Here is a 14,746-nt window from a genome sequence, read left to right on the forward strand (position 1 = left end):
TAGAATGCCGATAAATATGACGTTCACCATCAGGAAATGTTATGAAACCAACCACTATCTCACTGTTGCAAAAGTGCAAACAGGAGAAAAAACGCTTCGCCACCATTACGGCTTACGACTACAGCTTCGCTAAGTTATTTGCCGACGAAGGCATCAACGTGATGCTGGTGGGCGACTCGCTGGGGATGACCGTTCAGGGCCATGACTCCACCCTTCCTGTTACCGTTGCGGATATCGCCTATCACACGTGCGCGGTACGGCGCGGCGCACCGAACTGCCTGCTGCTTTCTGACCTGCCGTTTATGGCTTACGCGACGCCGGAGCAGGCCTTTGAAAACGCGGCGGCGGTGATGCGCGCCGGGGCGAACATGGTCAAGATTGAAGGCGGCGCATGGCTGGCGGATACCGTAAAAATGCTCACCGAGCGTGCCGTTCCGGTCTGCGGTCACCTGGGGCTGACGCCGCAATCGGTCAATATTTTCGGCGGTTACAAGGTTCAGGGGCGCGGTGACGCCGGGCAAGCGCTGCTTGATGACGCGCTGGCGCTGGAAGCCGCGGGCGCACAGTTGTTAGTGCTCGAATGCGTGCCGGTTGAACTGGCAAAACGCATCACTGACGCGCTCACCATTCCGGTGATCGGCATTGGCGCGGGCAACGTGACTGACGGTCAGATTCTGGTGATGCATGACGCTTTCGGCATCACCGGCGGTCATATTCCGAAATTTGCCAAAAATTTCCTTACCGAAGCAGGCGACATGCGCGCCGCGGTGCGGCAGTATATTGCCGAGGTGGAGTCCGGCGTCTATCCGGGCGAAGAACACAGTTTCCATTAAGGAGTTTTGTTGTGTTGATAATTGAAACCCTGCCGCTGCTGCGCCAGCATATCCGCAGAGCCCGCCAGGAAGGAAAACGCATTGCGCTGGTTCCAACCATGGGCAACCTGCACGACGGTCATATGAAGCTGGTTGATGAAGCGAAAGCCCGCGCCGATATCGTGGTGGTCAGCATCTTCGTTAATCCGATGCAGTTCGACCGCCCGGACGATCTGGTGCGTTATCCGCGCACGCTGCAGGAGGACTGTGAGAAGCTGAACAAACGTAAAGTCGATTTTGTTTTCGCGCCGGCAGCCGATCAAATCTACCCGCAGGGCACCGAAGGCCAGACGTATGTTGATGTTCCTGGTCTTTCCACAATGCTGGAGGGCGCCAGCCGCCCGGGCCATTTCCGCGGCGTTTCCACCATCGTCAGCAAGCTGTTTAACCTCGTTCAGCCGGATATCGCCTGTTTCGGTGAAAAAGATTTTCAGCAACTGGCGCTGATCCGCAAAATGGTGGCCGATATGGGCTACGACATTGAAATCGTCGGCGTACCGATTATTCGCGCCAAAGACGGTTTAGCCCTCAGTTCACGCAATGGTTATTTGACCGCGGAGCAGCGCAAAATCGCCCCGGGTTTATACAAGGTCATGTGTGAGATTGGTGAAAAACTGCAGGCCGGCGAGCGCGAACTGGATGAAATGATCGCCCTTGCGGAAAAAGCCCTGAATGAGAAAGGCTTCCGCGCCGATGATATTCAGATCCGCGACGCCGACACCCTGCTTGCGCTGACGGAAACCAGCCAGCGGGCGGTCATTCTGGTGGCCGCGTGGCTGGGACAGGCGCGCCTGATTGACAACCAGACGGTAACATTAACCCAGTAGACAGGGGTTAAAAATCGGGCAATACTGCCTGAGAAAATTCTCAAGGCAGGGCGCGCCCTGCCGGGTTAACGACAGTACATACTCATCAATCTTCTCAGGCGTCCTGTACAGGGACAGCCTGAATGATGACGAATATTTTAAGGTAGACGTTATGATTCGCACTATGCTGCAGGGCAAACTCCACCGCGTGAAAGTGACTCAGGCGGACCTGCACTATGAAGGTTCCTGCGCCATCGATCAGGATTTCCTCGACGCCGCCGGGATCCTTGAAAATGAAGCTATCGATATCTGGAATGTATCGAATGGCAAACGCTTTTCCACCTATGCAATTGCCGCCGAGCGCGGTTCGCGCATTATCTCCGTCAATGGCGCGGCGGCGCATTGCGCCAGCGTGGGGGATATTGTGATCATCGCCAGCTTCGTCACCATGTCCGACGAAGAAGCGCGCCGCTGGCGGCCAAATGTCGCCTACTTTGAAGGCGACAATGAAATGAAACGCACCGCAAAAGCCATTCCGGTTCAGGTTGCCTGATATCTACCCCTGCGGCTGATTGCTGATCAGCCGCGACATCGTCTCCAGCGAGTCCGTTCTCATGATGTACAGGCGCTTCAGCAAAAACGGATTATCTCCCGGCTTAACCTTCCCTTTTACCGTCGTCACCGCCAGATGAAATCCGGCGTCTTTCGCGGCCTTAACCGCCGTCGCGTTATAACCGCCAAACGGATACGATAGGTAACGCACCTGCGGCGTAAACTGCGCCAGCGCCCGGCGTGAACGTTTGAAATCAAAGAGAATATTATGGTGGCTGCGGCTTAACAGAATGGGATGACGATAGCCATCAACCCGATGCAAAAAGTGGGTATGCGACTGAAGGTCAAAAACATCACGGATGTGGTTAAGCTCGGAAACACTCATAAACTGTAGCGAACGTGGATCCCACTTCTGCGGTCGACCTTTTATGCGCGAGGTGATAATGAACGCGGTGGCCCTCATGCCGTACTGCTTCAACACCGGATACGCATAGCGGCTGACGGACTTGAGACCGTCATCAAAGGTAATGACCACCGCCTTCCCGGGCAGGTTCATTTTATTGCGCACATACCCTTCAAGCTGCGCCATCGTCAGCGTGGCGTAACCCTGGTCCCGCAGCCAGGTCATCTGGTTACTGAATGCCCGCACGCTGGTGGTTGTCGAAGTATGACGAAAGCGGGTGTTTTCTTCATCACGTAGAATGTGGTGGTAAGTGAGCACCGGCAGCCCCTTGTCCTCCTGGGCATCCAGCGCGCTTATCCAGGCCAGCCGCTCGCCAATGCGGATTTGATACCAGGTCTGGTTAAGCCGATCCTTCAGCTTACTGATGACGGGATAACGTAAGTTTTCCGCCAGCACGCCAAACGGCGCGCTGCCCACATTCGGGGCGTTGTAAACGGGCGTCGCTTTCCAGGTCAGCAGGTTTTGGTTACTGAGTGGCTTATTGAGATCGCCTAAGCTGTCTTCAACCCGCTGCTTGCCCTGTACCGGCGCCAGGTGCCCTTTATCGATAAAGCCGGTTCCGAAGCCAAATGAAAATTCATAATAGTCAGCCGCCACGGGGATGACCGCAAGGATTTGCCCGGCGCGAATGTTCCCCACCGTTATCATTTTGTCGCCAATCTGCGCCCAGATCGCCGCATCTTCGGTGGTTTGCATATAACGGGCAGGCAAAGCCGCGCTGACGACTGTAGAGACACACAGCAGCAGAAAGAGAAGGTATTTTTTCATGACACGAACCGGGAAAGAGACAACGCGAGGATTGTATCAATTCATCTCAGTGATCAAAATGCCCCAGCGCCTGTCCCGTCAGGCGCTAGCAGTCATACAGATCGTGCAACAGCACAAACGGTGGATTCTTTTGCTGCTGATGCCAGAGACTGGTTACCTCCGGCGCGCCACGCGACACAATATGATGGCGAAACGCCTCGCTGCTCATCGTTGCGCGGAAGGGGAGCATCTGCTCCAGCAAGGGAAAATGGATGCCGGAAATGACTTCACAACGGGGATGTTTGTGGCTCATCAGTGACGCCACCCGATACGGCGCAGCACCAGACGTATCGGTTAAAAAGATGACGCCGTCGCCGGTATCCGTTTCGTGCAGCGCATCGCACAACATCCTGCTCAGCATGTTGGCGCTCAGACCGCGCCAGAAATTCACCGCCCGGCATTGCGCCAGTGGGCCATATTTCGTTTCCAGACGCTCCAGCAGTTCCTCTGCTTTATCGTCATGACAGGTAATCACCCAGCCTAACATTGTTTGCCTCCTTAGCAGGCAAGTAGTTTATCAGGGTGATAAATAGAGAATGATGACAGCGGTCAAATGTTATCCCCTCCCCGAACGGAGAGGGGAATGAGGCCATTAGCTACGCAGGCCGCGACCGCGCTGGATCAGCGTCCAGCACAGCAGATAAAACGCGACGATAAATACCACCAGCACACCGAACGTGGTCACCAGCGGCACATCGTGAATGCCGAGGAAACCGTAGCGGAAGCCGCTGATCATGTAGACGATCGGGTTCAGATGCGACAGCCCCTGCCAGAACGGCGGCAGCAGCGTCAGGGAGTAGAACACCCCGCCCAGATAGGTCAGCGGCGTCAGCACGAAGGTTGGGATCAGGCTGATATCGTCGAAGGTTTTTGCAAACACGGCGTTAAGCAGACCCGCCAGCGAAAACAGTACTGCGGTCAGCACCAGCGTCAGTGCGACAAACACCCACGAATGCACCTGAAAGGGCACGAAGAACAGCGAAATCGCCGTCACCAGAATACCCACGCATAAACCACGCGCCACGCCGCCGCCGACAAACCCGGCGATGATGACGTGGGTAGGCACCGGCGCCACCAGCAGTTCTTCGATGTTGCGCTGAAACTTGGCGCTGAAGAACGAAGAGGCAACGTTCGCGTAAGCGTTGGTAATGACCGCCATCATGATCAGGCCCGGCACGATAAACTGCATGTAGCTGAAGCCATGCATTTCGCCGATTCGCGAACCGATCAGGTTACCAAAAATAATAAAATACAGCGTCATGGTGATAACGGGCGGCACCAGCGTCTGCACCCAGATGCGCATGAAGCGATGAATTTCTTTCGCCCAGATACTTTTCAGCGCGACCCAGTAAAGCTGCATCATGCGCGATCTCCTTGTTTTTCATGAACCAGTGACACAAACAGCTCCTCAAGGCGGTTCGCTTTGTTACGCATGCTCAATACCTGAATGCCCTGCTCGCTGAGCTGGCTGAACACGCTGTTGATCCCCTGTTCGCGCAGGACTTCCACTTCCAGCGTGGAGGTATCCACCAGCCGGTACTGATAGCCGTTCAGCTTTGGCAGCGGGCTTTTCGGCGCCAGGTCGAGAATGAAGGTTTCGGATTTCAACTTCGACAACAGAGTCTTCATTGAGGTGTTTTCCACCAGCTCGCCATGCTGAATAATACCGATGTTGCGGCACAGCATTTCCGCTTCTTCCAGATAGTGGGTGGTGAGAATGATCGTGGTGCCTTTGTCGTTTAAATCCTTCAAAAAACCCCACATTGAGCGGCGAAGCTCAATATCCACCCCGGCGGTTGGCTCATCAAGAATCAACAGTTTCGGCTCATGCATCAGGGCGCGGGCGATCATCAGGCGACGCTTCATCCCGCCGGATAACATCCGCGCGCGTTCGTTACGCTTCTCCCATAAATCGAGCTGTTTCAGATACTTTTCGCTGCGCTCGACCGCTTCTTTACGTTCGACGCCGTAGTACCCCGCCTGATTCACGACAATTTGCTGCACCGTCTCAAAAGGGTTGAAGTTAAACTCCTGCGGCACCAGTCCCAGCTGGCGTTTGGCGTTGACGATATCTTTTTCAAGATCGTAGCCAAACACGCTAACGCGCCCGGATGTTTTGTTAACAAGCGAACTGATGATGCCGATGGTGGTCGACTTTCCTGCCCCGTTTGGTCCCAGAAGCGCATAAAAATCACCCGCTTCGACCTGCAAATCGATACCGCGCAGCGCCTGAACGCCCCCCGGATACGTTTTTTTAAGTTGTTGAAGTTCCAGTGCAATGGTCATAAATTTTTACTTACCTTACGTTCTTACACTTTATATGTGGTTTAAATAATCGCGGAGTTGCCCTATATTAGCCCAACGCACTTATTTGGTTACAGGTCGTTAACCTCCATGAAAGACATAGATACACTCATCAGCAACAATGCACTATGGTCAAAAATGCTGGTGGAAGAGGATCCCGGATTTTTTGAGAAACTGGCGCAAGCGCAGAAACCGCGCTTTCTATGGATTGGATGTTCCGACAGTCGCGTTCCCGCAGAACGTTTAACCGGACTCGAGCCGGGCGAATTATTTGTTCACCGTAATGTGGCCAACCTGGTCATCCACACCGATCTCAACTGCCTCTCTGTGGTGCAGTATGCCGTCGATGTGCTGGAAGTTGAACACATTATTATCTGCGGCCACTACGGATGTGGCGGCGTGCAGGCGGCGGTTGAAAACCCGGAACTGGGTTTAATCAACAACTGGCTGCTGCACATCCGCGATATCTGGTTCAAACATAGCTCATTGCTCGGTGAAATGCCGCAGGAGCGTCGGATGGACACCTTGTGTGAGCTGAACGTAATGGAACAGGTGTACAACCTGGGCCATTCCACCATCATGCAGTCGGCGTGGAAGCGCGGTCAGAAAGTAACGATTCACGGCTGGGCGTACGGTATTCACGACGGGTTGCTGCGCGATCTGGAAGTGACGGCCACCAACCGCGAGTCGCTGGAACAGCGGTATCGTCAGGGCGTGTCTAACCTCAGTAAGAAACACATCAATCACCGCTAATTGACCATGCCGGGCGGCAACGCCATCCGGCATGTCTTTGCTTACTCGTCCAGCAGAACCACTTTACCGACATACGGCAGATGGCGATAACGCTGCGCGTAATCAATGCCGTAGCCCACCACGAACTCATCCGGAATCGAAAAACCGATAAATTCCACCGGCACGTTCACTTCACGACGGGAGGGTTTATCCAGCAGAGTGCAGATCGCCAGCGATTTCGGTTCGCGCAGCCCCAGGATCTCGCGCACTTTCGACAGTGTATTCCCGGAATCAATAATATCTTCCACAATCAGCACGTCTTTGCCGCGAATATCTTCGTCCAGGTCTTTGAGGATTTTCACGTCTCGGGTAGTAGACATGCCGCTACCGTAGCTGGAGGCGGTCATAAAATCGACTTCATGAGATACCTGCACTTCACGACACAGGTCCGCCATAAACATGAATGACCCCCGCAGCAGACCCACCAGCACCATTTCACTGCCGCTGTCTTTATAACGTTCAGTAATCTGACGACCCAGTTCGGCAATACGCGCTTTGATCTCCGCTTCAGGGATCATGACTTCTACAGTATGTTTCATATCTCTAACCATATGATTTAAAAACAAATCACTCAATGCCTGCTCCAGATGAACCGGCATCGAAATGCAAGGCACGCAGTATACCAGTAAAAGTATTTATTCGCGGCATCTGTTGATAAAGCTCATTTTGTGATGACGATCACACATGTTAAATCCTATAATTAATTGCTATTAAAAATTTAACAAATTGAGATGGTGTCTTTTTATGGCTGAAAACAATGCACGTTCGCCACGGCTTCTCGTGACGCTAACGGCCCTCTTTGCCGCGCTCTGCGGGCTGTATTTACTGATCGGCGGCGGCTGGCTGGTCGCTATCGGCGGCTCCTGGTACTACCCGATCGCCGGTCTGGCGATGCTGGGCGTCGCCTGGCTGCTCTGGCGCAGCAAGCGCTCCGCGCTGTGGCTGTATGCCGCTCTGCTGCTCGCCACTCTGATCTGGGGCGTATGGGAAGTCGGCTTCGACTTCTGGGCGCTGACGCCGCGCAGCGACATTCTTGTCTTCTTCGGCATCTGGCTGATTTTACCTTTTGTCTGGCGTCGCCTGATAATTCCTTCCGGCGGCGCGGTCGCCGCCCTGCTGGTCGCCCTGCTGATCAGCGGCGGGATCCTGACCTGGGCGGGCTTCAACGATCCGCAGGAAATTGACGGCACGCTCAGCGCCGAGTCCACGCCAGCCGAGCCTATCTCGCCGGTGGCTGACGGTGACTGGCCTGCCTACGGGCGCAACCAGGAAGGCCAGCGCTATTCACCGCTGAAGCAGATTAACGCCGATAACGTTCACAAGCTGAAGGAAGCGTGGGTGTTTCGTACCGGCGACCTGAAGCAGCCGGACGATCCGGGCGAACTGACTAACGAAGTCACGCCTATCAAAGTGGGTGACACGCTGTATCTATGCACCGCCCACCAGCGACTGTTCGCGCTGGATGCGGCGACGGGGAAAGAGAAATGGCATTACGACCCGGAACTGAAACCGAACGAGTCTTTCCAGCACGTCACCTGCCGCGGCGTCTCCTACCATGAAGCGAAGGCCGACACAGCCTCTCCGGAAGTGATTGCCGACTGTCCGCGCCGCATCATCCTGCCGGTAAACGATGGACGTCTGATTGCGCTGAACGCGGAAAACGGCAAGCTGTGCGAAACCTTTGCCAACAAAGGCGTGCTGAACCTGCAAACCAATATGCCGGATCAAACGCCGGGTCTGTACGAACCGACCTCGCCGCCAATCATTACCGATAAAACGATTGTGATTGCCGGGTCGGTCACCGATAACTTCTCCACCCGCGAAACGTCCGGAGTGATCCGCGGTTTCGACGTTAACAACGGTAAACTGCTGTGGGCGTTCGATCCGGGTGCGAAAGATCCAAATGCCATTCCTTCGGATGAGCACACCTTCACCTTTAACTCACCGAACTCGTGGGCGCCTGCGGCCTATGATGCGAAGCTGGACCTGGTTTATCTGCCGATGGGCGTCTCCACGCCGGATATCTGGGGCGGCCACCGTACGCCGGAGCAGGAACGCTACGCCAGCTCCGTTCTGGCGCTGAATGCCACTACCGGTAAGCTCGCGTGGAGCTATCAGACCGTTCACCACGATCTGTGGGATATGGACCTGCCCGCTCAACCGACGCTGGCGGATATTACCGTCAACGGCCAGACCGTGCCTGTTGTCTACGCCCCGGCGAAAACCGGCAACATTTTTGTCCTTGACCGTCGTAACGGCAAGCTGGTCGTCCCGGCGCCGGAAACCCCGGTACCGCAGGGCGCCGCAAAAGGCGACTACGTCACCAAAACCCAGCCGTTCTCCGAGCTGAGCTTCCGTCCGACGAAAGATTTGACCGGTGCGGATATGTGGGGCGCCACCATGTTCGACCAGTTGGTGTGCCGCGTGATGTTCCACCAGTTGCGCTATGAAGGTATCTTCACCCCGCCATCTGAGCAGGGTACGCTGGTGTTCCCGGGTAACCTCGGGATGTTCGAATGGGGCGGTATCTCCGTCGATCCCAACCGTCAAGTGGCGATTGCCAACCCGATGGCGCTGCCGTTCGTTTCGAAGCTGATCCCGCGTGGTCCGGGTAACCCGATGGAGCAGCCGAAAGACGCCAAAGGCACCGGCACCGAGTCGGGTATTCAGCCGCAGTACGGTGTGCCCTATGGCGTGACGCTGAATCCGTTCCTGTCACCGTTTGGTCTGCCGTGTAAGCAACCGGCCTGGGGGTATATCTCAGCGCTGGATCTGAAAACCAACGAAATAGTCTGGAAGAAACGCATTGGTACGCCGCAGGACAGTATGCCGTTCCCGATGCCGGTTCCGGTTCCCTTTAATATGGGAATGCCGATGCTCGGCGGCCCCATCTCAACCGCCGGTAACGTGCTGTTTATTGCCGCGACTGCCGATAACTACCTGCGAGCTTATAACATGAGCAACGGGGAAAAACTGTGGCAGGGTCGTCTGCCCGCAGGGGGCCAGGCGACGCCGATGACCTATGAGGTCAACGGTAAGCAATACGTGGTGATTTCCGCCGGGGGTCACGGTTCGTTTGGTACGAAGATGGGCGACTATATTGTCGCGTATGCCCTACCGGACGGCGAGAAGTAACGCTTATGCCCGGGTAACGCCAGGCATACCGCCGGGGGCGCCATCACAGCCGCCCCCGGCATTTTTATACGGTAAATCCTAACATCATCCCCGTATCTTCATGTTCCAGCAGATGACAATGCGCCATATAAGCATGTTCTTTTGGCGCGTCGTGATCGAACTTCACTAACACTTCACTCACCCCGCCTTCAACCCGAACCGTGTCCTTCCATCCGCGGCGATGCGCCACTGGCGGCTGTCCATTTTCTGACAGAATACGGAACTGCGTACCGTGAATATGGAACGGATGCAGCATCATGTCGCCAACGCCAGAAATCACCCAACGCTCATGTTGTCCTTTGCTGGCGGCAAACATCGGTTTGTTCATGTCAAAGGCGACGCCGTTGATCATATTGGCATTGTGGAAGTCAACATGCCCGCCGTGGTTCATCTTCTCCATACCGCCGTGCTGCATATGGCCCTTATGCCCCTGCATCTGGCCATGATTCATACCCGACATCGCCTGCGGACCATACTTCTTCATCAGCAATTGCATGCCCATCATGTCAAGCATCGGGTCCATAGATAGCTGCAATTTACGTACGGTCAACCCGTCAAGCGACGGCAGGGCTGGCAATGTCGCGAGCGTGTCCGGCAGCGTCCCGGAGGCGTTTACCGCCACTGGCTGGATGCGCATCACCGGGTGCGGCTTATCAAACGGCGCGACCGCCATCCCCATCTGGCTGACCGGCAGGGTCACAAGGTCGAACGGCTTACCGTCGCTCACGTCCACCAGCACCTCAAAGCGTTCGCCCATCAACATCGGCAGTTCAGCCACTTTTACCGGCTCAGGCAGCAGGCCGCCATCGCTGGCAATGACATAGAATGGACGCTTATCGCTGGTCGCAAAATTAAGCGAACGGGCGTTACAACCGTTGAGCAGACGCAGACGCAGCCAGCCGCGCGGCGCAGCATGTTGTGGGTAAAGCGCCCCATTGGTCAGCAGCGTATCGCCAAACCATCCGACGGCGGCAGTCATGATGTCCAGTTGATAGTCTATCTGTCCGGCGTCGGTAAAGCGCTTGTCCTGAACAATGACCGGCACATCGTCAATGCCCCACTGTTTCGGCAACAGCAGTGTGTGGATCTCGTCGTCTTCAATCATCACCAGACCGGCCAGCCCCATCGCCACCTGACGCCCGGTTTTGCCATGCTGATGGGGATGAAACCAGCAGGTCGCCGCGCGCTGTTCGGGCGTTAAGGTCACGGTGCGTTTTCCCCCGGCGGGAATAATGCCCTGCGGGCCGCCATCCACGTCGCCGGGCACTTCCAGCCCATGCCAGTGCACCGTGGTCTCTTCCGCCAGTTGGTTATGAATATCCACCGTCACCGTTTTACCGCGCTGTAATTTCAGGGCCGGACCAAGCACGTTGCCGTTATAACCCCAGGTCGTCGCCGTCTTCCCGGCAAACGTTGACTGCCCTGCCTGAATCGTCAACGAGAGACGATGACGGGCATCGGTAGTCAGAAGATTCGGAATGGGAAGCGCAGGACGCTCAGCGGCAAAAACAGCGCGGCTCCACAGCGGCAAAGCCGACGCCACCCCAAGCGCCACAGAATATTTTAAGAAATCACGACGTTGCATAATCACTTCCTTATTTTGCAGCAGGCGAAAACAGCCCAATCCTTGAGCATAGACCCTCCCCTTACGGGAAGGTCAAGTTTATGACATCACGCTGAACAATAATAAAAGTCGTCGCCTTGCCAACAGTGTGCTAACGTTTAGTTTCCGTGATGCCGTGGTAGAAGCAATGAAGACGTTTTTCAGAACCGTGCTGTTCAGCAGTCTGATGGCTGTTTGCGCGAACAGTTATGCGCTCAGTGAATCTGAAGCCGAAGATATGGCCGATTTAACAGCCGTTTTTGTTTTTCTGAAAAATGACTGCGGCTACCAGAATTTACCCAACGGGCAAATTCGGCGCGCGCTGGTCTTTTTTGCTCAGCAAAACCAGTGGGACCTCAGTAATTACGACTCCTTCGATATGAAATCGCTCGGCGAAGACAGCTATCGCGATCTGAGCGGTATCGGTATTCCCGTCGCTAAAAAGTGCAAAGCGCTGGCGCGCGACTCGCTGAGTCTGCTCGCCTACGTCAAATAAAATCATGCTACCCTGTTGTTGACATCATGACCGTGCATCCGCGGTCATAGTTAGCTATTATGTTGCGCCCTTTTTAACGGGTGTTAACAATGGAGGTATCAACCTTTGGCCGACAAACAGCAGTGGCATGAAACGCTACACGACCAGTTTGGACAGTACTTTGCCGTCGATAACGTGCTTTATCACGAGAAGACCGAACATCAGGATCTGATCATCTTCGAAAACGCCGCCTTTGGCCGCGTCATGGCGCTGGATGGGGTGGTGCAAACTACCGAGCGCGATGAGTTTATTTATCATGAAATGATGACACACGTTCCGCTACTGGCCCACGGCCACGCGAAGCACGTGCTGATTATTGGCGGCGGCGACGGTGCGATGCTGCGTGAAGTCACCCGCCACAAAAACGTTGAAACCATCACCATGGTGGAGATCGATGCGGGCGTGGTCTCTTTCTGCCGCCAGTATCTGCCTGCGCACAACGCTGGCAGCTATGACGATCCGCGTTTTACCCTGGTGATCGACGACGGCGTTAATTTCGTCAACCAGACGCAGCAAACCTTTGATGTGATCATCTCCGATTGCACCGATCCGATCGGCCCCGGCGAGAGCCTGTTCACCTCGGCGTTCTACGAAGGCTGCAAACGCTGCCTGACCCCCGGCGGGATCTTTGTCGCCCAGAACGGCGTATGCTTCCTGCAACAGGACGAAGCTGTCGACAGCCACCGCAAGCTCAGCCATTACTTCGCCGACGTCGGGTTTTATCAGGCAGCCATTCCCACCTATTATGGCGGCATCATGACCTTCGCCTGGGCGTCCGATAACGACGCGCTACGTAGCCTGTCGACCGAAATCATCCAGGCGCGTTTCCACACCTCAGGTCTGAAGTGCCGCTATTACAACCCGGCTATCCATACAGCAGCCTTTGCCTTACCCCAGTATCTGCTAGACGCACTGACCGCCTCGTCGTCCTAAGGAGAAGATAAGAAATTGAAAAAACTGAAACTGCATGGCTTTAACAACCTGACCAAAAGTCTGAGTTTTTGTATTTATGATATCTGCTACGCCAAAACCGCCGAAGAGCGCGACGGCTACATCGCCTATATCGATGAACTGTATAACGCCAATCGTCTGACCGAAATCCTGTCAGAAACCTGCTCCATCATTGGCGCCAATATTCTGAACATCGCCCGTCAGGACTACGAACCGCAGGGCGCCAGCGTCACCATTCTGGTGAGCGAAGAACCCGTCGATCCGCGGCTTATCGATAACACCGAGCATCCAGGTCCCCTACCGGAAGCAGTGGTCGCCCATCTCGATAAAAGTCACATCTGCGTGCATACCTACCCGGAAAGCCATCCGGAAGGCGGTTTGTGCACCTTCCGCGCGGATATCGAAGTGTCAACCTGCGGCGTGATTTCCCCGCTTAAAGCGCTAAATTACCTGATCCACCAGCTTGAGTCCGATATCGTGACCATCGACTACCGTGTTCGCGGCTTTACCCGCGACATTAACGGCATGAAGCACTTCATCGACCATGAGATCAACTCTATTCAGAACTTTATGTCTGAAGACATGAAGTCGCTGTATGACATGGTGGACGTCAATGTGTACCAGGAAAATATTTTCCATACCAAAATGCTGCTTAAAGAGTTCGATCTTAAGCACTATATGTTCCATACCCGACCGGAAGATCTGACCGAAGCCGAGCGCAAAGACATTACCGCGGCGCTCTGGAAAGAGATGCGTGAGATTTACTACGGGCGCAATATCCCGGCGGTCTAACGTTTACCAACGTGCCGGATGGCGTCATCCGGCAAATCGGTTCTGTGTTTCGCCCGAAGTGTTTCATACAATATGGACATGGCCGTGGTCGGCCCCGCCAGGGACGATGGGCGCTATCTGACAGTGATATGGAAGCGCAGGCGGCAAGATTAGGCCCCGGTCTGGCCTACGTCCCCGAGGAGTAAGCTCGTGAAGATTTAGCCCACGGCAGGCTTATCCGGATGCTACAGAACCACAGTTTTCGCCTGGATGGGGCGTTTTTGTATTATCCGCGTCGCAACGTGTCGCCCGCCCTGAGAGCGGTGATCGCTCCCTTTAAATTTCAGGCTGTACCAGCGTAAGAGCCACGGAGTGGGCTTTCAGCTCAGCCTGGACAGGGAATGGCAGATTCACATCGGTCACCACATCGGTAAAACGGCTCAGCGGCGCTACGTTGAACAGCGAATGCGCGCCATATTTGCTGCTATCGGCCAGCAGAACCTTGCGTTGGGCGTTAGCGATAATCTCCTGCTTCAGCCCTGCTTTGTCTTCCGTCGGCGTCGTGACGCCCTTTTCCATACTCCAGGTGTTACAGCTCATGAAGGCGATATCGGGATAGACGCTACGCAACATTTTGCGACCAAACTCGCCGATGCAGGACTGACTGCTGTCATCAATGCGGCCACCCACAATGGTGACTTCAATCTGGCGAAACTCGGACAAAAACAGGGCGATATGCAGATCGACGGTGATCACCCTGAGCGGCAGATGAGTCAGGCATTTTGCCAACTCCAGCATGGTGGTGCCGGCGTCCAACACCACTGCGTCGCCCGCCTGTACCATTGAGGCGGCAAAACGCGCGATCGCCCGCTTTTCAGCAGGCGATCGTAATTGCTTTTCATTGGTTGTGGGTTGCGCCGGTTCAAAACGCCGCAGAGCAACACCGCCGTGGCTGCGGCTGATCACGCCCTGTTCATCCAGCTTGATCAGATCGCGTCGGATCGTCGCGGGCGATGCTTCTACCGCATCTACCAGCTGTTCCACGGTCACCAGCGTATGATTTTTCAAATACGCCACAATCTTATCCAGACGGTGTTGTCCTTTCATAACAGGAAA

General features: G+C 55.0%; 15 protein-coding genes and 1 pseudogene. 9 read left to right on the top strand and 7 right to left on the bottom strand.

Features of this window, described 5'->3' with window-relative positions; genetic code table 11:
* The first annotated feature begins 41 nt into the window (after nt 1-41).
* From panB to panD, 3 genes are all read left to right on the top strand, one after another.
* Complete coding sequence (gene panB, locus JY391_RS17640) at nt 42-833, top strand: 3-methyl-2-oxobutanoate hydroxymethyltransferase (protein WP_060570017.1); 792 nt, start codon at nt 42-44, stop codon at nt 831-833.
* Nucleotides 834-844: 11 nt separating this feature from the next.
* Nucleotides 845-1,699, top strand: coding sequence for a pantoate--beta-alanine ligase (panC, locus tag JY391_RS17645; RefSeq protein WP_042289945.1), 855 nt, complete (start codon nt 845-847; stop codon nt 1,697-1,699).
* Between the two features lie 151 nt (nt 1,700-1,850).
* Complete coding sequence (panD, locus tag JY391_RS17650) at nt 1,851-2,231, top strand: aspartate 1-decarboxylase (protein WP_042289947.1); 381 nt, start codon at nt 1,851-1,853, stop codon at nt 2,229-2,231.
* Nucleotides 2,232-2,234: 3 nt separating this feature from the next.
* Here the strand turns inward: panD and JY391_RS17655 are convergent, their stop codons facing one another.
* The 4 genes from JY391_RS17655 to JY391_RS17670 all read right to left on the bottom strand — a co-directional run bounded on the left by JY391_RS17655 (nt 2,235) and on the right by JY391_RS17670 (nt 5,786).
* Nucleotides 2,235-3,461, bottom strand: a complete 1,227-nt coding sequence (locus tag JY391_RS17655) for a polysaccharide deacetylase family protein (RefSeq protein WP_211934750.1) — start codon at nt 3,459-3,461, stop codon at nt 2,235-2,237.
* A gap of 85 nt (nt 3,462-3,546) precedes the next feature.
* Complete coding sequence (locus tag JY391_RS17660; RefSeq protein ID WP_042289954.1) at nt 3,547-3,987, bottom strand: PTS sugar transporter subunit IIA; 441 nt, start codon at nt 3,985-3,987, stop codon at nt 3,547-3,549.
* A 105-nt stretch (nt 3,988-4,092) separates the two neighbouring features.
* Nucleotides 4,093-4,863, bottom strand: a complete 771-nt coding sequence (locus JY391_RS17665; protein WP_042289957.1) for an ABC transporter permease — start codon at nt 4,861-4,863, stop codon at nt 4,093-4,095.
* Nucleotides 4,860-5,786, bottom strand: a complete 927-nt coding sequence (locus JY391_RS17670) for an ABC transporter ATP-binding protein (protein WP_042289958.1) — start codon at nt 5,784-5,786, stop codon at nt 4,860-4,862. Before JY391_RS17670 ends, JY391_RS17665 begins: the two co-directional genes overlap by 4 nt.
* A 108-nt stretch (nt 5,787-5,894) precedes the next feature.
* On the opposite strand from JY391_RS17670, the gene can reads away from it, so the two are divergent.
* The gene (can, locus tag JY391_RS17675) at nt 5,895-6,557 is read left to right on the top strand and encodes a carbonate dehydratase (RefSeq protein ID WP_042289961.1); all 663 of its coding nucleotides are present in this window, start codon (nt 5,895-5,897) and stop codon (nt 6,555-6,557) included.
* A 41-nt stretch (nt 6,558-6,598) separates the two neighbouring features.
* On the opposite strand, the gene hpt is transcribed toward can, so the two are convergent.
* Nucleotides 6,599-7,135, bottom strand: coding sequence for a hypoxanthine phosphoribosyltransferase (gene hpt, locus JY391_RS17680; protein ID WP_042289964.1), 537 nt, complete (start codon nt 7,133-7,135; stop codon nt 6,599-6,601).
* Nucleotides 7,136-7,340: 205 nt separating this feature from the next.
* Between hpt and JY391_RS17685 the strand changes: the two genes are divergently transcribed.
* Nucleotides 7,341-9,731 (top strand): glucose/quinate/shikimate family membrane-bound PQQ-dependent dehydrogenase, encoded by a 2,391-nt coding sequence (locus JY391_RS17685; RefSeq protein ID WP_042289966.1) that lies wholly within the window; start codon nt 7,341-7,343, stop codon nt 9,729-9,731.
* A 64-nt stretch (nt 9,732-9,795) separates the two neighbouring features.
* Here the strand turns inward: JY391_RS17685 and cueO are convergent, their stop codons facing one another.
* Nucleotides 9,796-11,355, bottom strand: coding sequence for a multicopper oxidase CueO (gene cueO / locus JY391_RS17690; RefSeq protein WP_211934751.1), 1,560 nt, complete (start codon nt 11,353-11,355; stop codon nt 9,796-9,798).
* A 166-nt stretch (nt 11,356-11,521) separates the two neighbouring features.
* Here cueO and JY391_RS17695 point away from each other — a divergent pair, with 166 nt between their 5' ends.
* The 4 genes and pseudogenes from JY391_RS17695 to JY391_RS23825 all read left to right on the top strand — a co-directional run.
* A complete protein-coding gene (locus JY391_RS17695; protein WP_042289971.1) occupies nt 11,522-11,869 on the top strand; it encodes a YacC family pilotin-like protein in 348 nt (115 codons plus the stop codon).
* Nucleotides 11,870-11,974: 105 nt separating this feature from the next.
* Nucleotides 11,975-12,841: a polyamine aminopropyltransferase gene (gene speE / locus JY391_RS17700; RefSeq protein WP_060570712.1), complete on the top strand. Its 867-nt coding sequence runs from the start codon at nt 11,975-11,977 to the stop codon at nt 12,839-12,841.
* 15 nt (nt 12,842-12,856) lie between these two features.
* Complete coding sequence (speD, locus tag JY391_RS17705; protein WP_199956904.1) at nt 12,857-13,651, top strand: adenosylmethionine decarboxylase; 795 nt, start codon at nt 12,857-12,859, stop codon at nt 13,649-13,651.
* Between the two features lie 92 nt (nt 13,652-13,743).
* Nucleotides 13,744-13,992: pseudogene (locus JY391_RS23825) on the top strand (LysR substrate-binding domain-containing protein); the annotation flags it as partial.
* Here JY391_RS23825 and JY391_RS17710 read toward each other — a convergent pair.
* Nucleotides 13,967-14,737 (bottom strand): DeoR/GlpR family DNA-binding transcription regulator, encoded by a 771-nt coding sequence (locus JY391_RS17710; RefSeq protein WP_060570714.1) that lies wholly within the window; start codon nt 14,735-14,737, stop codon nt 13,967-13,969. The pseudogene JY391_RS23825 and the gene JY391_RS17710 sit on opposite strands and share 26 nt — an antisense overlap.
* Nucleotides 14,738-14,746: the final 9 nt, after the last annotated feature.

Origin of the sequence: Citrobacter sedlakii, assembly GCF_018128425.1 — a bacterium.
GTDB lineage: Bacteria > Pseudomonadota > Gammaproteobacteria > Enterobacterales > Enterobacteriaceae > Citrobacter_A > Citrobacter_A sedlakii.